Source organism: Streptomyces sp. NPDC054883 (assembly GCF_053610645.1).
This window is the reverse complement of the sequence record NZ_JBSGYT010000002.1, coordinates 13,872-34,449: the sequence shown is the minus strand read 5'-3', so window position 1 is coordinate 34,449 and position 20,578 is coordinate 13,872. Positions and strand designations below refer to the sequence as shown.

At 72.5% G+C, this 20,578-nt stretch carries 18 protein-coding genes; 4 read left to right on the top strand and 14 right to left on the bottom strand.

Annotation, left to right across the window (positions count from 1 at the left end; genetic code table 11):
• Positions 1-50: 50 nt before the first annotated feature.
• From ACWGH1_RS02605 to ACWGH1_RS02565, 9 genes are all read right to left on the bottom strand, one after another.
• On the bottom strand, positions 51-2,003 hold the full coding sequence (locus ACWGH1_RS02605; protein WP_453351796.1) for a GAF domain-containing protein: 1,953 nt from the start codon (positions 2,001-2,003) through the stop codon (positions 51-53).
• Between the two features lie 70 nt (positions 2,004-2,073).
• The gene (locus ACWGH1_RS02600; protein WP_453351795.1) at positions 2,074-2,775 is read right to left on the bottom strand and encodes an AfsR/SARP family transcriptional regulator; all 702 of its coding nucleotides are present in this window, start codon (positions 2,773-2,775) and stop codon (positions 2,074-2,076) included.
• A gap of 112 nt (positions 2,776-2,887) precedes the next feature.
• Positions 2,888-3,637 carry a ScbR family autoregulator-binding transcription factor gene (locus ACWGH1_RS02595; RefSeq protein ID WP_453351794.1) on the bottom strand — a complete coding sequence of 250 codons (750 nt, stop codon included), beginning with the start codon at positions 3,635-3,637 and terminating at the stop codon, positions 2,888-2,890.
• Positions 3,638-3,848: 211 nt separating this feature from the next.
• Positions 3,849-4,871 carry a class II fructose-bisphosphate aldolase gene (gene fbaA / locus ACWGH1_RS02590; RefSeq protein ID WP_453353945.1) on the bottom strand — a complete coding sequence of 341 codons (1,023 nt, stop codon included), beginning with the start codon at positions 4,869-4,871 and terminating at the stop codon, positions 3,849-3,851.
• 253 nt (positions 4,872-5,124) lie between these two features.
• Positions 5,125-5,664 (bottom strand): orotate phosphoribosyltransferase, encoded by a 540-nt coding sequence (gene pyrE, locus ACWGH1_RS02585; protein WP_453353946.1) that lies wholly within the window; start codon positions 5,662-5,664, stop codon positions 5,125-5,127.
• A 46-nt stretch (positions 5,665-5,710) separates the two neighbouring features.
• Positions 5,711-6,499 (bottom strand): aldose epimerase family protein, encoded by a 789-nt coding sequence (locus ACWGH1_RS02580; protein ID WP_453353947.1) that lies wholly within the window; start codon positions 6,497-6,499, stop codon positions 5,711-5,713.
• Positions 6,500-6,583: 84 nt separating this feature from the next.
• Positions 6,584-7,435 (bottom strand): SRPBCC family protein, encoded by an 852-nt coding sequence (locus ACWGH1_RS02575; RefSeq protein WP_453353948.1) that lies wholly within the window; start codon positions 7,433-7,435, stop codon positions 6,584-6,586.
• A 58-nt stretch (positions 7,436-7,493) separates the two neighbouring features.
• On the bottom strand, positions 7,494-9,134 hold the full coding sequence (locus tag ACWGH1_RS02570) for a polyamine aminopropyltransferase (RefSeq protein WP_453353949.1): 1,641 nt from the start codon (positions 9,132-9,134) through the stop codon (positions 7,494-7,496).
• A 108-nt stretch (positions 9,135-9,242) separates the two neighbouring features.
• The gene (locus ACWGH1_RS02565; protein WP_453353950.1) at positions 9,243-9,794 is read right to left on the bottom strand and encodes a DUF2617 family protein; all 552 of its coding nucleotides are present in this window, start codon (positions 9,792-9,794) and stop codon (positions 9,243-9,245) included.
• 716 nt (positions 9,795-10,510) lie between these two features.
• Between ACWGH1_RS02565 and ACWGH1_RS02560 the strand changes: the two genes are divergently transcribed.
• A complete protein-coding gene (locus ACWGH1_RS02560; RefSeq protein ID WP_453353951.1) occupies positions 10,511-11,695 on the top strand; it encodes a pyridoxal phosphate-dependent aminotransferase in 1,185 nt (394 codons plus the stop codon).
• A gap of 270 nt (positions 11,696-11,965) precedes the next feature.
• Positions 11,966-13,117, top strand: coding sequence for a hypothetical protein (locus tag ACWGH1_RS02555; RefSeq protein ID WP_453353952.1), 1,152 nt, complete (start codon positions 11,966-11,968; stop codon positions 13,115-13,117).
• A 4-nt stretch (positions 13,118-13,121) separates the two neighbouring features.
• On the opposite strand, the gene ACWGH1_RS02550 is transcribed toward ACWGH1_RS02555, so the two are convergent.
• Together ACWGH1_RS02550 and clpB are read right to left on the bottom strand one after the other, a co-directional pair.
• Positions 13,122-13,664 carry a YbjN domain-containing protein gene (locus tag ACWGH1_RS02550; protein WP_453353953.1) on the bottom strand — a complete coding sequence of 181 codons (543 nt, stop codon included), beginning with the start codon at positions 13,662-13,664 and terminating at the stop codon, positions 13,122-13,124.
• Positions 13,665-13,820: 156 nt separating this feature from the next.
• On the bottom strand, positions 13,821-16,421 hold the full coding sequence (clpB, locus tag ACWGH1_RS02545; protein ID WP_453408363.1) for an ATP-dependent chaperone ClpB: 2,601 nt from the start codon (positions 16,419-16,421) through the stop codon (positions 13,821-13,823).
• A 144-nt stretch (positions 16,422-16,565) separates the two neighbouring features.
• Between clpB and ACWGH1_RS02540 the strand changes: the two genes are divergently transcribed.
• A complete protein-coding gene (locus ACWGH1_RS02540) occupies positions 16,566-16,970 on the top strand; it encodes a pyridoxamine 5'-phosphate oxidase family protein (protein WP_453355983.1) in 405 nt (134 codons plus the stop codon).
• A 131-nt stretch (positions 16,971-17,101) separates the two neighbouring features.
• Here ACWGH1_RS02540 and ACWGH1_RS02535 read toward each other — a convergent pair whose 3' ends face one another.
• Entirely contained in the window at positions 17,102-17,383 is a 282-nt protein-coding gene (locus ACWGH1_RS02535; protein WP_136210630.1) for a Rieske (2Fe-2S) protein, read from the bottom strand.
• A 345-nt stretch (positions 17,384-17,728) separates the two neighbouring features.
• Between ACWGH1_RS02535 and ACWGH1_RS02530 the strand changes: the two genes are divergently transcribed.
• Entirely contained in the window at positions 17,729-18,763 is a 1,035-nt protein-coding gene (locus ACWGH1_RS02530; RefSeq protein ID WP_453355982.1) for a helix-turn-helix transcriptional regulator, read from the top strand.
• Between the two features lie 154 nt (positions 18,764-18,917).
• Here the strand turns inward: ACWGH1_RS02530 and ACWGH1_RS02525 are convergent, their stop codons facing one another.
• Both ACWGH1_RS02525 and dnaJ read right to left on the bottom strand, forming a co-directional pair.
• Positions 18,918-19,364 carry a heat shock protein transcriptional repressor HspR gene (locus ACWGH1_RS02525; RefSeq protein ID WP_453354748.1) on the bottom strand — a complete coding sequence of 149 codons (447 nt, stop codon included), beginning with the start codon at positions 19,362-19,364 and terminating at the stop codon, positions 18,918-18,920.
• Position 19,365: 1 nt separating this feature from the next.
• Positions 19,366-20,550, bottom strand: coding sequence for a molecular chaperone DnaJ (gene dnaJ, locus ACWGH1_RS02520; RefSeq protein ID WP_453354749.1), 1,185 nt, complete (start codon positions 20,548-20,550; stop codon positions 19,366-19,368).
• Positions 20,551-20,578: the final 28 nt, after the last annotated feature.

Sequence of the window (20,578 nt, the reverse complement as noted above, 5' to 3'; positions counted from 1 at the left end):
CGCTGCGCCCCGACCGCCCGCGCGGCGGCCCGTGCCGGGGCTCGCGCGCATCAGGGGGCGTGCGCGTCGCGGGGCTCCGTCGAGCGGCGGGCGTGCAGGACCGCGCGGGTCTTGCGCAACCGGAGCGCCATCTGGATCTCCAGGGCCTGACCCGGCTTCTGCCAGCCCTCGCCCAGCAGTTCCGTGATCCGCTCCAGCCTGCGGGACACCGTGTTCGGGTGGACGTGCAGGGCCTCCGCCGCGTGCGTGGGGCTGCCGCCCGAGGCGAAGTACGCGTCCAGCGTCCGCGTCAGGTCCGTCAGCCGGTCCGCGTCGTACTCCAGCACCGGGCCGATCGTCGACGCGATGTACGCCTCCACGTCGTGATCGGCGGACAGCAGCAGCCCCACGAATCCCAGTTCGCGCAGCGAAGCCGTGCCGCCCGCCCCGTCGAGCGCGGTCAGCGCGTCCAGGCAGCGCACCGCCTCCGCGTACACCCGGGCCACCTCCCCCGGGCCCCCGGCCGGCCCGGCGGCGCCCGTCGACACCGGGTGGCCCAGCAGCGGCGACAGCTCCCCCGAGGCCCGGTGGGCGGCGGCCGAGGCGTCCGTACCCGGCAGGAGCAGCACGATGCAGCCCCGCCGGACGCCCTTGAGGCCGCCCATCCGGTAGGCGTACGAGGACGCCCAGGCCACCGCCCGGCCCAGCTCGCCGCCCTCCGGCCGGGCCACGACCACCACGTGCGGCCGGTCGAGGTCGACGCCGAGCCGCCGGGTGCGCTCCGCGAGGCGCAGTTCGAACGAGTGCGGCCGCTCCAGCAGATCGGCCAGCAGTTCGTCGTGCACGGGCCCTGCCGCGGCCGCCGTGCCCCGCTGGATCAGCATCAGCGAGGCCACCGACTGCGCCGCCAGCCGGAGCAGCCGTACGTCCTCCTCCGCGAGCGGCGCGGACGCGCTCAGCAGCAGCACCCCGAGGTCCTCGGCGCCCGCCAGCACCGGCGCCAGCCACACCTCCCCGGGCAGCTTCACGGGACGCCGCCCGGTCAGCGCCTGGAGCGCGGCCCGGGTCACCGCCTCCGGCTCCAGGGAGGGGAGTTCACCGGTGACGGCCAGCACCCGCCCGCCCGGGTCCCGGACCTGGAGCACGCCGTCCAGCGCGTCGGCGGTGGCCCGGGCCAAGGTCACCAGCCCGGCTCCGTCCAGGACCAGTCCGGCCAGCCGGGCGTGGCACTCCCACAGGTAGCGGACGCGGGTGAGGGCGGTGTTGGTCCGCGTGCCGAAGGCCGCCAGCTCGGTGACCTCGTCGCGGGTCTGCTCCAGCAGCCGGGCCTTCTCCAGGGCGACGGCCGCCAGGTCGGCGAGGGAGAGCAGCAGCCCGATCTCGTCGGGGGTGAACCGGCGCACGCAGCGGTCGGCACCGTAGAGCGCGCCGAGGGTGGAGTCCCCGCGCCGCAGCGGTACCGCGATGATCGCGTGCAGCCCCTCCGCCCGGACGACGGCGTCGATGCCGGGCGCGTGCGCGATGGAGTCGTCGTTCAGGTAGTCGGCGGTCCAGACGGGGGACCGGCGCTGCTGGGCGATGCTGCCCAGGCCGGTGCCGCTGCCGAGTTCGAGCCCGATGTTGAGGGCGGTGGTCTCGCCTTCGGAGGTCCGTACGTAGGCGGAGCCGTCCGGGCGGCTCAGGGACAGCCACGCCATGTCGAAGCCGAGGAGGCGCCGGGCCCGCCGGGTGATCAGGCGCAGCAGACCGTCGATGTCGTAGGGGGAGGTCAGGTCGTGCGCGGTGTCGACGAGGGCGGTCAGCGCCGCCTCGCGTTGCTTGCTGCGGCTCGCGCTCGCCCGGACCGACCGGGCCAGCGCCACCGCACGCGTGAGGTCGCCGAGTCGGGCGGGGTCCGCCCGCCCGCGACGGGCTCCGTCCAGCAGGGCGTCGTAGGCGCTCTGCGGCGCTTCCTCCGCGAGCAGTTCCAGCACGGCGAGCACGCCTGCGCCGGCGTCCCCGTCCCGTATCCCACTGTCCCCCATACGGCACTTCCCCCGTCCGACCTGCTGTTTTCAGCCCGGATCTTGAACCTAGGTTCCGCGCGGCGGAGGGTCAAGCACCACACGCCACGGGCGTACCGGTGAGGGAGCGGGCGGAGCCGAGGGCCTCGACGCGTTCCTCGGCCCGGCGCACACCTGCCAGGAAGGCGCCGTCGGCCCGTTCCCCGCCGGCCCCGCGCAGGCCGGCCAGTTCCAGGCGCAGTTCACGGCTGCGGCCCAGCGCCAGTTCGGCCTCGACCCACTGCTCCAGCACCGAGCGCCGGTCGGCGTCGAGCACCGCGACGCGGGCGCCGAGCCAAGGGCCGACGTCGATGCCGTCCAGCGCGGGGCCGGTCCACAAGGCGAGGGCGCGGCGCAGCCGGCGGGCGGCCTGCTCGAAGTCGCCCCGGCCCATGGCCCGGTATCCGGCGCCCGCCTCGCGCTCGAACTCCCGGACGTCGGACCGGCCGCCGCCGGTGTCGAGAACATACCCGCCGGCCCTGACGGACAGCACGGCCTCGGGAGTCCGTACCGACCCGGCCCGCAGCGCCTCCGCCAGCCGTTCGCGCAGCCGGCGTACGGCGGTGTGCAGGACGGCGTGGTGGTAGGGGGACGAGGTGCGGTGGGCCAGTTCGTCCGCGAGGACGGTCTCCGGCACGACGCGGTCGGGAGAGGCGGCCAGCGCCGCCAGCAGGTGCCGCGCCTCAGGCGTGGGCGCCGTGATGGGTACGCCGTTCTCGGTGACGCGCGGCACTCCGAGCACCTGAATGTCCACAGTCTTCTCCCCCTGACCCAGGAGGCATCGCCCCCAAAAAATAATACCCGGAAGCATCTTCTTGGGAAGGGGGGAAGCGAAAACCAAGGGGCTCGTGGGGAAGGAGGGGCCGTCAGGCGCCCAGCGTCCCCGGCGCGTTGACAGCCGGTCCGGCCGCCGCGCCGTTCTCGCGCGGTGCCACGCCCACCGGGCAGCCCTCCCGGCACTCGTGCGCGCCCTGCCCGCCGAAGAGCGCCCGCGCACCCCGCCCGGGGGCGGTGTCCAGCCGGATCGCCACGGCCGGGACGACCACGCTCGGCATGACGTGCGCGTACAGCTCCGAGACCTGCCGGTCCATGTCCAGACCGAGCGTGTGGGACATCGTGTTGAGACCGGCGTACGCGCCCACGATCAACTGCGAGGGGACCGCGGGATCGACGCCCGGCAGCAGCTCCCCGCGCCGCTTCGCCTCCGCCAGCACCTCGGTGTGCAGGGCGATCCAGGCCTCGTACGGGGCCGCCTTGTCGAGGGCTTGACCGGCGCGGTCCAGGGTGAGCCGGGCACTGGCCCGCATGAGCACGTCGTGCCGCAACTGGTGGCAGAAGACCATGCCCATGTCCAGGAACTCCTGCGCCTTGTACTCCTGCGGCAGGGCCTGCGGCTGCCCCTGGTTCTGGGCGTCTATGACGGCCTGCGCCAGTGCTTCCTTCGAGCCGAAGTGGAAGTACAGGGCGCCCTTGGTGACCTTGGCGATGTTGACGATGTCGGAGAGCTTGGCGGTCTCGTACCCGTACTCCTCGAACACCGTCGCCGCCGCCACCAATATGGCCTGCCGGGTGCGTACCGCCCGGTCCTGTTTCACCGGCGGGCGCTCTGTTCTCATGGGTGGGCCTCTCCTGACCCCCGGATTTACATCCCCGGGAGTACGTTCTTGTGAGGTGATTTCACACCATCGCGGGGCCGCAGTCCACCGCCGTCCGTCACCTCCGGCCATCCCGTCGGGATTCGGACGTGCGACAGGGGCCCGCCCGTCCCTGGTGGACGGGCGGGCCCCTGTCGTGGGCCCGGTCACGGACGCCGCCGTGACGGACGGGCTACTTCAGCTTGGTGCCCGCGGAGCGCAGGTTCGCGCAGGCCTCGGCGACCCGCGCGGCCATGCCGGCCTCGGCGGCCTTGCCCCACGTGCGGGGGTCGTACTTGGACTTCGTGCCGACCTCGCCGTCGACCTTCAGGACGCCGTCGTAGTTGCGGAACATGTGGTCCACGACCGGGCGGGTGAAGGCGTACTGGGTGTCGGTGTCCAGGTTCATCTTCACGACGCCGTTCTCCAGCGCGGTGGCGATCTCCTGCGCCGTGGAACCCGAGCCGCCGTGGAAGACGAAGTCGAACGGAGAGGCCTTGCCGTACTTCTCGCCGACACCGGCCTGGAGGTCCTTCAGGAGCTCGGGGCGCAGGACGACGTTGCCCGGCTTGTAGACGCCGTGCACGTTGCCGAAGGAGGCGGCCAGCAGGTAGCGGCCCTTCTCACCGAGGCCGAGGGCCTCGGCGGTGCGGATCGCGTCGTCGACGGTGGTGTACAGCTCGTCGTTGATCTCGTGGCTGACGCCGTCCTCCTCGCCACCGGTCGGGGTGATCTCGACCTCAAGGATGATCTTGGCGGCGGCGGCCTTGGCGAGCAGCTCCTGGGCGATGGCCAGGTTGTCCGCCAGGGTCTCGGCGGAGCCGTCCCACATGTGCGACTGGAAGAGCGGGTTCAGGCCACGGCTCACGCGCTCGGCCGAGATGTCCAGGAGCGGACGCACGTAGCCGTCCAGCTTGTCCTTCGGGCAGTGGTCCGTGTGCAGCGCGACCGTGATGTCGTACTTGGCGGCGACGATGTGCGCGAACTCCGCCAGGGCGACGGCGCCGGTGACCATGTCCTTGTTGTACTGGCCACCCAGGAACTCGGCACCACCGGTGGAGATCTGGATGATGCCGTCGCTCTCGGCCTCCGCGAAGCCGCGAAGCGCAGCGTGCAGGGTCTGGGACGAGGTCACGTTGATGGCGGGATAGGCGAACTTGCCTGCCTTCGCCCGGTCCAGCATCTCGTTGTAGACCTCGGGGGTTGCGATGGGCATCTGTCCGCTCCTTGGATGTGCGGGGAGTGTGCGATTGCTGGCCCTGACCTGGGGGCGACGTTGCCGTCGCGCCTATCTTTCCAGACTCGGTACCCGCCTCCACCCGGGCCCAGTGGACGTTTCACGTGAAACATTCGGCCGGGCCCGGGGGCCGGGAGAAAACAGCAGGTCAGCGGCTGCGGCCGGCTGACGGCCGGGTTCCGCGGGCATCTCGGCCCGTGGACGCCCGGCCTCCGGAAGACCCGGGGACCCCCTAGGAGAGACCCAGGTCCGAGAGCTGGTAGCCGGTGAGGTAGGGCAGGCCCGCCCCGGCGATCGCGTCGGCCGCGCCGCGGTCCACGATCGTCGCCACGGCCACGACCTCGCCGCCGGCCTCCCGGACCGCCTCGACGGCGGTCAGCGGGGATCCGCCGGTCGTCGAGGTGTCCTCGACCACCAGGCAGCGCTTGCCCTTCACGTCGGTGCCCTCGATCCGGCGCTGCATGCCGTGCGCCTTCTGCGCCTTGCGGACGACGAAGGCGTCCAGGCGGCCGCCGCGCGCGGCGGAGGCGTGCAGCATCGAGGTCGCCACCGGGTCGGCGCCCAGGGTCAGACCGCCGACGCAGTCGTAGTCGAGGTCGGCGGTCAGGTCGAGCATGACCTGACCGACCAGGGGGGCGGCCTCGCCGTCCAGGGTGATCCGCCGGAGGTCGATGTAGTAGTCGGCCTCCCGCCCGGAGGACAGGGTCACCTTGCCGTGCACGACGGCCTTGTCCTTGATCTGCTGCAGAAGCTCATCGCGTACGTCACTCATGGCTCCGAGCTTAAAGGGAGGCCGGGCCCCGCCTCGACGACAGCGCCTACGGCAGGCGTCGCCAGGTCCAGGTGGTGGAGATCTCCAGCGGGTCCACCGGGGTGACCAGCCGCGGCAGGGTGTTCAGACCGTTGGGCGGGCCGGACTGGGGCTCGACGCAGATGGCCTCCGGCTCCTCGTCGTAGACGACCACCCACTCGGCCCGGCTGGTGATCTCCAGTTCCAGGGCGCCCGGCCAGGTGAGGGTGACGTCCACCCCGTCGGGCATCCCGAAGCAGTCGTCCCACGGCCCCGGCTTCGGGTCGATGCGGTGGCCGGTGGGGAGGTGGTCGGAGCCGCGTTCCTCCTGCCAGGCGGGGGCGAAGCCGATTTCGGCCTCCGCGCCGCCCGGCACGAGGCTGCGGTTGAACCAGGGATGCCAGCCCGCCTGGGCCGGGAAGGAGTCCCCGTACGTCTCCACGCCCATCGTGAGCGTCAGCGCGTCCTCGCCCAGCCGGAAGACCTGGGTCACGCGGCCCGGGTACGGCCACGGGTCGGCGAGGTCGTACGTGAACACCGCCTCGGTGCCGGTGCTGTGGGCCGGGCGCCAGGCCGCGTCCCGGCCGAAGCCGTGGATGGCGTGCGGGGGGTGGTTGAGCGGCAGCTGGTGGACGGTCGCCCCGTCGCGGAACCGCCCGTCCGCGGTGCGCCCGCACCACGGGACCATCGGGAAGGCCCCGTACTTGTGGCCCTGCCGCAGGAGCTCGGTCCCGTCGACGCGCAGACTGCTGATCCGGCAGCCGTTCTCCTGGTCGATCGTCAGCTCGGCGCCGCCGGCGCTCAGTCGCGTACTCATACGGCGACCCTAAACGGCACGGGCGCCCGGCGCGTTCAAGCTCCGCAGGCCCAGGGGTGTCCGGCGGATCAGGGTCGGGCGCTCCTAGCGGCGGCGGCGCAGGACGCGGCCCACCACCACGGCCGAGGCTACGGCCAGGGCCGCCGCCGGGGCGATCCAGCGGAGGCCGACTCCGGCGGCGGCGGAGGACGGGGCCGGGACGGGGGCGTAGCGGCCGCGCGGGGGTGCGTGGTCGACCTCCTCGGCGCTGCGGCCGATCATCGTGCGGCGGGCGTGGGCGGCTTCGGCCGGGGGCCGCGCGGGTCCGTCGAGCGTGCCCGGTTCGCCGAGGTCCTCGAAGCCGCTTTCGACGAAGGGATCGAGGGACGGGGGCGGGACCTCGGCGTCCGACACCGACTCGGTGATCTCGGTGACGCCGTCCTCGTCCCCCTCGTCATCACCGTCCGCCGGGTCGAGCACCGCGTCCTCGGCGTCCGCGACGGGGTCCTGGACGGGCTCGGCCTCCGGCTCCGCCGCCGCGGCGAGGTTCGCGGCGGTGCGGTCCAGCAGCCGCTGCACGGCCGCGGCGGTGGCCTCCGGCGCGAATCCCGCGGCGCGCCCGGCGGCGGAGCCCTCTCCGGAGATCTCCAGCCTGGTGCCGTCCCCCTGCGGGGTGAGCCGCAGCGTCAGCGCGAGCTTGACCGTCCCGCTGCCCCGCACCTCGGTGCCCTCCCCCTCCACGGAGAAGTGCTCCGGGTTCCGCTCGGTGACGGACAGCGCCCCCCGGTAGGTCACGGTGTGCCCGCCCACCCGCACCCTGAACCGGCCCGCCAGCGGACCGGACGCGGTGTCGGCGTCCTGCTGGAGCCCGGGTACGCAACGGGCCACCCGGGCGGGATCGCGCAGCACTGCGCGGAGGTCGTCTGCCGGTACCGGAACGAACACCTGATGCTCCATGCGGACGAGCCTACCGACGAGACCGCTTCCTGTACCCGGTCCGGGGCCGACCCGGGCCCTACGTGTACCTCGGGTGCGGGAGCGTCGACGGCGGCAGGCCGGGCAGCCGGGTGCGTTCGGCCTCCCGGGCCGCGTCCTGGAGGGCCGGGGTGGACACCGAGCGCAGCCCCGGCGTGTCGCGCTCCACCCGCAGCTGCGGTACGGCGTCCCGGCCGGCGAGTACGAAGCCCCAGTCCTGCGGCCGGGTCCCGGTGCCGCCCTGGCCGCGGTCGGGCCCGGCGGCGGAGCCGGAGAGACGGCCCCCCGCGCTGTAGGGGACGGTCCGCAGGCCGGCCGCCCGGAGGGTGGCCTCGACCGTCCAGTACGTGCGCGGCCGGGTGGCCAGCGGCCCCGCGTGCACCGCGATCCGGCCGCCGGGCAGCAGGGCGCGCGCGGCCAGCCCGTAGAACTCCTGCGAGTACAGCTTCGTGCTGGGCGTGATGCCGGGATCGGGCAGGTCGGAGACGATGACGTCGAAGCGGTCCCGGGAGCCCGGGCCCCGCAGCCAGTTGAAGGCGTCCTGCGTGACGACGCCGAGGCGGCGGTCCGCGTACGCCGCGCCGTTCAGCTCGGACAGCATCGGGTCGGTGCGCGCGAGCCGGACCACTCCCGGGTCGAGCTCGACGACGGTGACGGAGGCGACGTCGGGATAGCGCAGCACCTCGCGGGCGGCGAGCCCGTCACCGCCGCCGAGGACCAGGACCCGGGCGTGCGGGCCGGCCATCGCGGGGTGGACGAGGGCTTCGTGGTAGCGGTACTCGTCGTAGCCGCTGACCCGCAGCCGCCCGTCGAGGTAGAGGTCGAGCGAGCGCGGCGAGCCGTCGGCCGGCCCGGTCAGCACCAGTTCCTGCACGTCGGTCTGTACGGCCACCCGCACGTCCCCGCCGTAGACGGCGCTGCGGGCGGTCCGCTCGAAGTCGCCGGCCAGGAGGGTCGCGGAGCCGAGCACGGCGAGGACGGTCACGTTCGCGGCGATCAGCAGCCAGCGGCAGCGGCGGCTGAGGTCGTGACGGAACAGCCACAGCACGAGCCCGCCGCCGACGGCGGCGTTGACGGTGCCGGTGAGCATCGCGCCGGTCAACTGACCGAGCACCGGCAGGAGCAGGAACGGGAAGGCGAGCCCGCCGACGAGGGCGCCGACGTAGTCGGCGGCGAACAGGTCCGCGACGGCGCCGCCCGCGTCCTGCCGGTGGATCCGCTGGATCAGCACCATCAGCAGCGGGATCTCGGCGCCGATGAGCACGCCGATGGAGAACGAGAAGGCGACGAGAGCGGGCCGCGACTCCCCCAGCCAGGCGAAACTCGCGTACAGGGCCATGGCGGAGAGCCCGCCGAGCAGGGCGAGGGCCGCTTCGACGGCGCCGAAGCCGAACGCGGGCCGGCTGCGCAGCCGCTTGGCGAGCAGGGAGCCGACGCCCATGGCGAAGACCATGACGGACAGCACCACCGAGGCCTGGGTGACGGAGTCACCGATGAGGTACGAGCCGAGGGCGAGCAGCTCCAGTTCGTAGACGAGGCCGCAGGCGGCGCAGACGAAGACGGTGGCCAGTACGAGGAGCCGGCCGGTCCGGGGCCGTACGGGCAGGGCGGCCGGGACGGTCGCCACGCCCCGCGGCCCCGGAGCCGGCAGCGCCCGGCGCGGTACGGAACGGTCGATCATGAGGCGAACGGTACGTCACCACCCACTCGCACTCCGTCACTCACATGGGTGCAAGTGGTGCACCGGTTCAGCCAGTTGGAGTAACCACTGGGCCGCCCCGCACCGCCCTCACAGCGACGCCACGGCCACCGTCTCCGGCGTTCCCGCACCCGTGCCCATCCGTACGCCCACCCGCGTACGGGTGGCGACCAACTGGCCCTCCTGCGGGTACGCGTGCCAGGTCCGCCACCGCACCTGGCCCTCGTGGCGCTGCGCCAGCAGGGCGGTGAAGGCGTGCGGGCTGCCCGGGAAGGTTCCGGCGAGCCCGTTCGGGTGATCCGCGACCAGTGCGAGCAGTTCCTGGGCGCGCCCGGCGAACGAGCCGCGCGAGAGGGTCTCGACGCGCGCGGCGAACTCGTACTCCCAGTCGCCCAGCCGCTCGGCCACCCCCAGCGGCAGCGGCGTGCTGCTGCCGGGCATGCAGGCGACGGTCTCCGAACAGAGCACCTCCCCTTCCTCCAGGAGCACCTGGTGGGAGGCGCCGAGCAGGCGCAACTCCACCTTCGCGCCCGCGAGCTGGAGGTTCAGTACGGCGAGGGCGGGCAGCCGGTCCCGTCCCAGGGCCCAGGCGAGGTCGGCGGCACGCGTGTCGGTGTAGGTGGTCTGGAGGGTCGTGAGCATGAGTCGGCTCCGCAAACGCGCGAGGGAGGTGGGCCGGGGACCGCCAGCGGTTGGTCAACGGGTGGGGGGACACCGGCACGGGTCCACAGGAAGTCCAGGGAGGTCCGAGGACTGGTCTACTCAACCGAGGGAATCATGAAAGGCACGGCACTCACAGCGTTTTTACCCAACTTGACGGGGTTTACATCCCCCCGGGGGCTACCCGGTTCACGTGTTCAACCGCATGCCGCCCGTACGTCGTAACGCGCAGGCGGACACGGGTGCCGACAAGGTGCTGCCGGGGTGCGAACGAGGAGACGTCCAAGGGTAGTTGTCCCCGCTGGGCGTCCCGTTTACGCGGTACCGGCCGTACCGATCCTCAACTGGATCCGCAGCCGCCGCCACCGCAGGAGGAACCGCACGAGGAAGAGGACCCGCAGGAGGAGCCGCCGGAGCAGCCGCCCGACGACCCGTCGGAGCCGCTTCCGGCCCACCAGCTGCTGCCACTGCCACTGCCACTGCCACTGCCGCTCCCGCCGCCCGCGGCCTTGACGGCCACGATGACGATCCCGACGACGACGGCACCCAAGAGCACTACGGCAAGAACCATCTCCTCGCCCCTCTCTGAACCCCCGGATCCCCGGGGTGCGGGACCCCCGTGTCCCGTGTGCGGGGGAGATGCCCGCAGGCCACTCGCGCCAAAGCACACTTGAGCAACTCCAGAGGTTGCCCGCAGGATGGCCGCCATGAGCGCACCCGCGGGCGACAGCCGCCCCTTCCTGAACCGCCGTCTGGCGGCCTTCGGCACGACGATCTTCGCGGAGATGTCGGCCCTGGCCACCGCCACCGGATCGATCAACCTGGGCCAGGGGTTCCCCGACACCGACGGTCCGGCCGAGATCGCCGAGGCGGCCGTACGCGCGATCCGGGACGGCAGGGGCAACCAGTACCCGCCGGGCCCGGGCGTCCCGGAACTGCGGCTCGCGATCAGCGAGCACCAGCGGCGCTTCTACGGGCTGACGTACGACCCCGACACCGAGGTACTGGTCACGGCGGGCGCCACGGAGGCCATCGCGGCCGCCCTGCTCGCCCTGCTGGAACCGGGCGACGAGGTCATCGCCCTGGAGCCGTACTACGACTCCTACGCCGCCTGCATCGCCATGGCCGGCGCAGTCCGCGTACCGCTCACCCTGCGCGCCCCCGGCTTCCGCCTCGACGTGGACGCCCTGCGCGCCGCCGTGACCCCCCGCACCCGGCTGCTCCTGCTGAACACCCCGCACAACCCCACGGGCACGGTCCTGACCCCGGCGGAGCTGGCGGCCGTCGCCGAACTGGCGGTCGAGCGGGACCTGCTGGTCGTCACCGACGAGGTCTACGAGCACCTGGTCTTCGAGGGCGCGCACACCCCGCTCGCCTCCTTGCCCGGCATGCGCGAGCGCACGGTCGCCATCTCCTCGGCCGGCAAGACGTTCTCCTTCACCGGCTGGAAGGTCGGCTGGGTCACCGCCCCGCCCGCCCTGATCGCGGCCGTCCGCTCGGTGAAGCAGTTCCTCACGTACGTCTCCTCGGGCCCCTTCCAGCACGCGATCGCCGAGGCCCTGGCCCTGCCCGACGCGTTCTACGAGACCTTCCGCACCGACCACCTCGCCAAGCGCGACCTGCTCGCCGACGGGCTCGCGGCGGCGGGCTTCGAGGTGTTCCGTCCGCAGGGCACGTACTTCGTCACCACCGACATCACCCCGCTCGGCGAGAAGGACGGTCTCGCCTTCTGCCGCGCCCTGCCCGCCCGCTGCGGCGTGGTCGCCATCCCGAACCAGGTCTTCTACGACGACCGGCCGGCCGGCGCCACCCAGGTCCGCTGGGCGTTCTGCAAGCGCACCGAGGTCCTCCAGGAGGCTGTCGCCCGGCTCGCCCGGCTGTAGCGCGAAGATCCCGCAGACACCCGAACGGGCGCGTCCGGGTCCCCCGAAAGACTTCGTCGCGCGAGCGCCGTGCGCGCCCGTCACCTGGGCGAACGGTGGTGTGGCGGGGTGTCGGCGGGGAACCGGCTCGGGGGTCGGCCTCGTAGGGTTTGCCCAACGTGGGGAGGCCGGCCGGGAGCCGCTTCCCCCGCGGGCTCCGGGGTGACCGGCGCCGGAGCGAGGCTGACGAACGCGAACGCGCCGGAAGCGCCGGCGGGAAGACCGGGAGACATGGCTGCGGTTTCGACGGGTCCGACGGTCTCGCTGCGACCGCCGCGGACGCATACGGACGGCCCGTCGCCGGCCCTCCTCGCGCTCGGCGTGTTCGCCGCCGTCCGCGGGGCCGGGGTGCTGGTCATCGCCGTCGGCGCGTGGTGGGCCGGCCGGGACCCGGTCAGGGTGCTGGGCGGATCCTGGGACTCCATCTGGTACCTCGGCATCGCCGCCCACGGGTACGGGCGGACCCAGATGTGGGCGAACGGCTCCGTGCAGAGCGACTGCGCCTTCTTCCCCCTCTACCCGGTACTGGTGCGCCTCGCGGGCGGCGGCGCGCTCGCCGCGCTGGGAGTGGCGTGGGCCGCCGCGGCCGGGGCCGCCGTCGGGGTCCTGCGGGTCGGCGAGCGGCTGCTGGGGGCCCGGGGCGGGGTGCTGCTGGTCGCACTGTGGGCCGTGCTGCCGCACGCCGTGGTGCTGAGCGCCGGCTACACCGAGGCGCTGCTGGCCGCGCTCGCCGCCTGGGCCCTGTACGCGCTGCTCCGGGAGCGCTGGCTGTGGGCCACCGCCCTGGCGGTGCTCGCCGGGCTGACCCGGCCCACGGGGATCGCCGTCGCCGCCGCGGTGTCGCTGACGGCCCTGCACGCGCTGGCGGTACGGGGCCGCCGCGCGCCCGAGGTGTGGGCGGCCGCGCTGCTGGCCCCGGCGGGCTGGGCCGCGTACGTCCTGGCGGTGGGGGTGCGCACGGGGCACCCCGTCGGCGGGTACTTCACCGTCCAGCGGCGCTGGGGGTCCCGCTTCGACTTCGGCGCGGGCACGCTGCGCGACGCCGAGAAGGTGCTGACCGGCGGCCCCGTGCCGTTCGCCACCACCGTCACCGTGGCGGTGCTCGTCGTGGCGGCGCTGCTCGCGGTTCCGCTGGTGCTGGACCGGGCCCCGCTGGCGCTGCTCGCGTACACCGGGGTGCTGATGCTGATCACCTACGGCGGGGGCGGCTTCTTCGAGTCGAAGCCGCGCTTCCTGCTGCCCGCGTTCCCGCTGCTGCTCGCGCCCGCCGCGGTAATGGCCAGAGCCCGGCCCCGCACCGCGGTCGTGGTGACCGCGGTGCTGGCCGGGCTCTCGTACGGCTACGGGGTGTACCTGCTCCTGGTGGCGCGGGTACCGCTGTGACGGGTTACTGCTCCTCGTCGCCCTTGTCGTCCCCGCCGTCGGCGGAGTCGGCGTCCTGTTCCAGGCCGAGCTGCTCGATGAGCCACTTGTCGAACTCGATCGAGGCCCGGACCCAGCTGACGGTGGAGGACACGAAGTGCTCCAGGCTGACGCCGGTGCCGACCAGCATCTGCGCTTCGCCGATCAGGCGGACGGAGCCGTCGTCGTGCGTGTGGCTGTAGACCTTCGGCCACAGGGTGCGGCGGTTCCAGTCGTCGATCGTCTCCAGTAGCTGCGGCTTGTCTTCGATGCCGTGCGGACGGTCGTAGAAGGTCCGCACCGAGAAGACCTGCTGCTCGCCGTCGCCGCGGAACATGAAGTACGTACGGAACTCCTCCCACGGCGCCGCGAGGTCACCCTCGTCGTCGACGACGTACTTGAGCTCCATCTGCTCCAGCAGCTGCTTGACCAGATCCTGGTCGGGGACGACGGGGCCCGCCGGTCCTGTGGCCTGCGGATCGGGCTGCTGCCCTCCGAAGTTCGGAATCGAGGCCGGGTCGATGCTCACCGTGTACTTCCCTTCGTGCGGATGGTGTCATCCTCCCCCATCGGTCCTACCCCGTGTCCAGCCCCGCACGTCCGATCCGCTCCGGGCGGACACGAGTAGGGCTCCGGTGGGGCCGGCCGCGGGCCGGGGCCCCGGAACCGGGGCCCCGGCCCGGCCTCACAGCGCCTTGCCGACCAGCAGGTCCTCCCCCGCCACGTCCACGCGCACGGTGTCGCCCTCGCGGATCTCGCCCGCCAGGATCTCCTTGGCGAGGCGGTCCCCGACGGCCGTCTGGATCAGGCGGCGCAGGGGCCGGGCGCCGTACGCCGGGTCGTTGCCCTTGTCCGCCAGCCAGGCCAGGGCCTCCGGCGTGATGTCCAGGGTCAGCCGGCGGTCGGCCAGCCGCTTGGCGAGGCGGCCGATCTGGAGCTCGGCGATGTGGGCCAGCTCGTCGCGGCTCAGCGCCGAGAAGACCACCAGGTCGTCCAGGCGGTTGAGGAACTCCGGCTTGAAGGAGGCCCGCACGAGGTCGAGGACCTTGGCCTTCTTGTCCTCCGGCGAGGCCAGCTGGTCCATCAGGAACTGGGACCCCAGGTTCGAGGTCAGGATCAGGATGGTGTTGCGGAAGTCCACCGTGCGGCCCTGGCCGTCCGTGAGACGGCCGTCGTCCAGGACCTGGAGCAGGATGTCGAAGACCTCGGGGTGGGCCTTCTCCACCTCGTCCAGCAGGACGACCGAGTAGGGGCGCCGGCGCACGGCCTCGGTGAGCTGGCCGCCCTCCTCGTAGCCGACGTAGCCGGGTGGCGCGCCGACCAGCCGGGCCACCGAGTGCTTCTCGCCGTACTCCGACATGTCGATGCGGACCATGGCCCGCTCGTCGTCGAAGAGGAAGTCCGCGAGGGCCTTGGCCAGCTCGGTCTTGCCGACGCCCGTCGGGCCCAGGAAGAGGAACGAGCCCGTGGGCCGGTCCGGGTCCGCGATGCCCGCCCGGGTGCGGCGCACCGCGTCGGAAACGGCCCGTACGGCCTCCTCCTGGCCGATCAGCCGGCGGCCCAGCTCGGCTTCCATGCGCAGCAGCTTCTGCGTCTCGCCTTCGAGGAGGCGGCCCGAGGGGATGCCCGTCCAGGCGCCGACCACGTCCGCGATGTCGTCCGGGCCGACCTCGTCCTTAACCATGGCGTCCTTGGCCGGGCCGGCCTGCGAGGCCTCGGCCTCGGCTTCGGTGGCCTCGGCCAGCTCGCGCTCCAGGGCCGGGATCTCCCCGTAGAGCAGCTTGGACGCCGCGTCGAAGTCGCCGTCGCGCTGGGCGCGCTCGGCCTGCCCCCGCAGGTCGTCCAGGCGCTCCTTGAGCTCACCGACCCGGTTGAGGGACTGCTTCTCCTTCTCCCAGCGCGCGGTCAGGCCGCGCAGCTCCTCCTCCTTGTCCGCCAGGTCCTTGCGGATCTTCTCCAGGCGCTCGACGGAGGCCGGATCGGACTCGTTCTTCAGCGCCAGCTCCTCCATGCGCAGCCGGTCGACGGAGCGCTGGAGCTCGTCGATCTCGACGGGGGAGGAGTCGATCTCCATCCGGAGCCGGGACGCGGCCTCGTCCACCAGGTCGATGGCTTTGTCCGGGAGGAACCGGGAGGTGATGTAGCGGTCCGAGAGGGTGGCCGCGGCGACGAGCGCGCTGTCGTTGATGACGACCTTGTGGTGGGCCTCGTAGCGGCCCTTGAGGCCGCGCAGGATCGCGATGGTGTCCTCGACCGTCGGTTCCGCCACCAGCACCTGCTGGAAGCGGCGCTCCAGCGCCGGGTCCTTCTCGATCCGCTCCCGGTACTCGTCGAGCGTGGTCGCGCCGACCATGCGCAGTTCGCCCCGGGCGAGCATGGGCTTGAGCATGTTGCCCGCGTCCATGGCCGAATCGCCGCCGGCGCCCGCGCCGACGACCGTGTGCAGCTCGTCGATGAACGTGATGATCTGGCCGTCGCTGGACTTGATCTCGGCGAGGACGGTCTTGAGCCGTTCCTCGAACTCGCCGCGGTACTTCGCGCCGGCGACCATCGCGCCGAGGTCGAGGGCGACGAGCCGCTTGTTCTTCAGGGACTCGGGGACGTCGCCCTTGACGATGCGCTGCGCCAGGCCCTCGACCACGGCCGTCTTGCCGACGCCGGGTTCGCCGATGAGGACCGGGTTGTTCTTCGTACGGCGGGAGAGCACCTGCACGACGCGCCGGATCTCCTGGTCGCGGCCGATGACGGGGTCGAGCTTGCCCTCGCGGGCCGCCGCCGTGAAGTCGGTGCCGAACTTCTCCAGGGCCTTGTACTGGCCCTCGGGGTCGGGAGTGGTCACCCGCCGCCCTCCTCGTGAGTTCTCGAAGGCGTCCAGCAGCTTCCGCGCCGTCGCCCCCTGGGCGGTAAGGACCTCGCCGGCCGCGCCGCCCTTGGCGGCGAGGGCGATGAGCAGGTGTTCGGTGGAGAGGTACTCGTCGCCGAGCCTGCCCGCCTGGTCGTCGGCCTCGGCGAGCACGGCGAGCAGCTCGCGCGTGGGCTGCGGCGGCGCCACCGTGGACCCGGTGACGCTGGGCAGGGCGGCCAGCAGCCGCTCGGCGCCCGTGCGCACGGCGGCCTGGTCCGCCTCGGTCGCGGCGAGCAGGTCGACGAGGTTCTCGTTCTCCTCGCCGGTGAGCAGGGCCAGCAGCAGATGCGCGGGGGTCAGGTCCGGGTGGCCGTCCTTCACGGCCCTGCTGGTGGCCGCGTTCAGGGCGTCCCGGCTCTTGTTCGTCAGCTCGGCTTCCACCGCCGCTCTCCTCTCCGTGGCAGGTTCAGGTCGTCACGTACGGCATGACACCCGATGTGACAGATACAGCGTGCACAAAGTTGAGTCTATTCCACTCAAGGCGCATTTCAAGGCTCGACCGGCCCCGGACGTACGCTTCGCCCCATGGCCCACGACGTACTCCACCCGACGCCCGAATACCTCGCCTTCTGGCAGGAGCGGCACGTCTGCACCCTCACCACCCACCGCCCGGACGGCAGCCCGCACGTGGTGCCGGTGGGCGTGACGTACGACCCCGCGGCCGGACTGGCCCGCGTGATCAGCAACAAGCACAGCAAGAAGGTCCGCAACGTCCTGGCGGCGCCGGACGGCGTCGCGAGGGTGGCGGTGTGCCAGATGGAGGGCCGGCGCTGGGCCACCCTGGAGGGGCGCGCCACGGTCCGCACGGACGAGGCTTCGGTGGCCGACGCGGTTGAGCGCTACGCGCGGCGGTACGGGCGCACGCCCTCGCCGAACCCGGACCGGGTCGTCCTGGAGATCGCCCTGGACCGCGCGATGGGCCGCGCCTGAGGCGCACGGCGGGCCTCAGAGGGATCCGCGGCCGCCCGCGGACATCACAACGGCGCCACCGTGGTCAGGTCCACGATGGCGCCGTTGTGTGGGGGTAGCGCCTGAGCGATGTGCAACGAGGGGGAATCGCTTCAGGCACTTCGGGGGGTGGCGGCGGTGATATCGGGCTCGAACAGCTGGTGGTCCCGCTGGTCGAGGTTGACGAAGACCATTCCGTACCGCACCTCACAGCGGACGGGCTGCGGTGCGCCCCGGGGGCGGCGCAGACAGCGGTAGGCCCGGACGTCTTCGTCCTCTTCTCGTACTACGACGATCGGCTGGCCGAACAAGGTGACCATCAACGAATCGCCGGCGTGGGGGATCGCCGTGGCGAGGTCGATGAACTGCCATCCGGACCGGTACGCCGAAGCCATCTCGCGTCGGAAGTCCCGGTCGTCGGGGGTCACTGGGAGACCTGCGCAGGGGCAGTGTCCCAGCCGAGGTCTAGGGGAGCCGTGTTCCAGCCGAGATCGTGCTTGCCTGCCGACTCGACGGGCGTACCGGCAGCACTGGCCTGAACGCTTCCCGCGCCCCCGTTGACGGCGACGACTGCCCCGAAGACCGCAACGGCGGAGAAAACAACGGCAAGCGCCGAGCGAAGCATTCTCTTATACATGGTCGGCTTCGTCCTCACTTGATGGAATCCTCTCCCCCGCAGTGACAGACGATGGCTTATTCAGGCACGTCAGTGCCACAGGGACGATGCATCATGTTCTTACATGTTCAGGACCCTGGGGGGTGGAGATTTGACAAGAAGTGAGACAAACCCGACACATCCCCACCCCGTCACGGCGATGTGCGCGGAGGGAGCACGGCTTTACGCGGCCGCGCTGAGCACCGGCCGCGTCGCCCGCGGTGAGGTCAGGAACGCCCCCTGCCTGCTCGAATTCGCTCTGCTACGACCCGATCCGGATGACGCGAACCAACTCCGCGCGGTTCCCCCCTCCGTCGCACTCGCCCAACGGCTCCACCCCATCGAACGTGAGATCCAGGACCGCAGACGCACCGCTGTAGATCTCACCGATGCATTCGAGCCGTTCCTCGCCATCAGCGCCCAGAGTCCCGCCAACACCCACGCCATCACGGTGCTGGAGGGAATCGACCAGATCAACGCCGCGCTCGACCTGGCCACCGCCGAGTGCCACACCGAGGCCCTGACCGTCCAGCCGGGCGGCGCCCGGCCCACGTTCATCCTCAGCGAGGCCCTGGAGCGCGCCGCGCCGCTGATCGACCGCGGGGTGAGCATCCGTACGCTCTACCAGCACACCGTGCGGCACAGCCAGGGCACGCTCGCCTACGTGGACCGCATCTCCACGGGAAAGGTGGAGATCCGCACGCTGGAGGAGCTCATCGAGCGCCTCATGATCTTCGACCGTACGGTGGCGTTCATCCCCGCGAGCGACGACCGCCGGGTGGCGCTGGAACTGCGGCACCCGGGGCTGGTCGACTACCTCATCAAGGTCTTCGAGCAACTGTGGCGCCGGGCCGTGCCGCTGGGCGACGAGGTGACGTACACGCACACGCCGGATGGTATCTCCGGCGTACAGCGCTCCATCGCCCAACTCCTCATCGAGGGGCACGTGGACGAGGCGATCGCGCGCCGGCTGGGGATGAACGTACGCACCTGCCGCGCGCACATCGCGAAGCTGGCGACCGCCCTGGGCAGCGGCAGCCGCGCCCAGCTCGGCTTCCTCATCGCGCAGTCGGGGATCCTGCACAGCGCCGCCCCGCCGCTGCCGCCTGGGCACGTCTGACGCCTGGGCCGGTCTGACGCGGGCCCGTCTGACGCCCGGGGCGGGCGTGACGCCCGGGGCCCCTCTGGCGCCCGGAAAACGGGGGACCCCGCCCGGTTCCCCGGGCGGGGTCCACATGTCCTGCGGAGCGGGCCGACGGGCCTCTTCGCCCCGGTCAGCCCTGCGGGCGCTTGGGGCGCCACACGACCAGCGCACTGCCTGCCTGCGGCGGCTGGTACGGGACCAGGTCGCGCCGGTACGAGGCGTGCACCTGCGCTTCCCTCGCCTGGAGGGCGGCGGCCGCGCCGTCCACAGCTGTGGACAGTTCGGCCACGCGCTGCTGCAGGGCCGCGACCTGGTTCTCCAGCTCGATGATCCGCTTGATCCCCGCGAGGTTGATGCCCTCGTCCTGGGACAGCGCCTGCACCGTACGGAGCAGCTCGATGTCCCTGGCCGAATACCGCCGTCCGCGCCCGGCCGTCCGGCCCGGTGAGACCAGCCCGAGACGGTCGTACTGGCGCAGGGTCTGCGGGTGCAGGCCCGAGAGCTGGGCGGCCACCGAGATCACATAGACCGGTGTCTCATCGGTCAGTTGGTACGGGTTCTTGCGGCGGCCGTCCATCTCATGCTCCCTTCGCGGACTCGAACAGCGCGGCGCGCGGGTCCTCGGACCCGGTCGCGTCGCGGTACATCTCCAGCGCCTCGCGGGCCTTGTCCGACAGCTCCGCCGGGACGGACACCTCGACCGTCACCAGCAGGTCGCCGCGGGTGCCGTCCTTGCGGACCGCGCCCTTGCCCCGGGCGCGCATCGTACGGCCGCCCGGCGTGCCCGGCGGCAGTTTGAGCGTGACCGAAGGTCCGTTCAGCGTCGGCACCTTGATCTCGGCGCCGAGGGCGGCCTCCGCGAACGTCACCGGGACGGTCACCGTCAGGTTGTCGTCCTTGCGCCCGAACACGGGGTGGCTGCCGACGTGGACCACCACGTACAGGTCGCCGGCGGGACCGCCCCGCTCGCCCGGAGCGCCCTTGCCGCGCAGCCGGATCCGCTGGCCGTCGGAGACGCCCGCCGGGATCCGGACCTGCATGGTGCGGGAACTGCGCGCGCGGCCACTGCCCTTGCAGACGTCACAGGGGGTCTCGGCGATCAGGCCGCGGCCCTTGCAGTCCGCGCAGGGGTCGGTCAGCGAGAAGCCGCCGCCGCTGCCCCGCGACACCTGGCCGGTACCGACACAGGTCGGGCACACCCTGGGGGTGCCGTTCTTGTCGCCGGTGCCCGAACAGGCCTTGCAGGGGGCCTGCGAGGACATCCGGAGCGGGACCGTGGCCCCGTCCACCGCCTCCGTGAAGGAGAGGGTGACCTCCGACTCGATGTCCTGGCCGCGGCGGGGCTGGGTACGGGTTCCCGCACCCGGGCCCGCGCCGCCGCGGTTGAACAGGCCGCCGAAGACGTCCCCGAGGCCGCCGCCGAAGCCGCCGCCCGCGCCGCCCGGCTGGGTACCGCCGAAGAGGTCGCCGAGGTCGAAGTTGAACGAGCCGCCGGCCCCGCCCGGACCGGGGCGGAAGCCACCGTTTCCGAACAGCGCGCGGGCCTCGTCGTACTCCTTGCGCTTCTTGGCGTCCCCGAGGACGTCGTTCGCCTCGGAGATCTCCTTGAAGCGCTCCTCGGCCGAGGCGTCACCCTTGTTGGCGTCCGGGTGGAACTCGCGGGCGAGCTTCCGGTACGCCTTCTTGATCTCGGCCTCGGTGGCGTCCTTGGGGACACCGAGGACCTTGTAGTAGTCCTTCTCGACGAAGTCCTTCGTGCTCATCCCCGGTGGCCCTCCTCTCGTACACCTA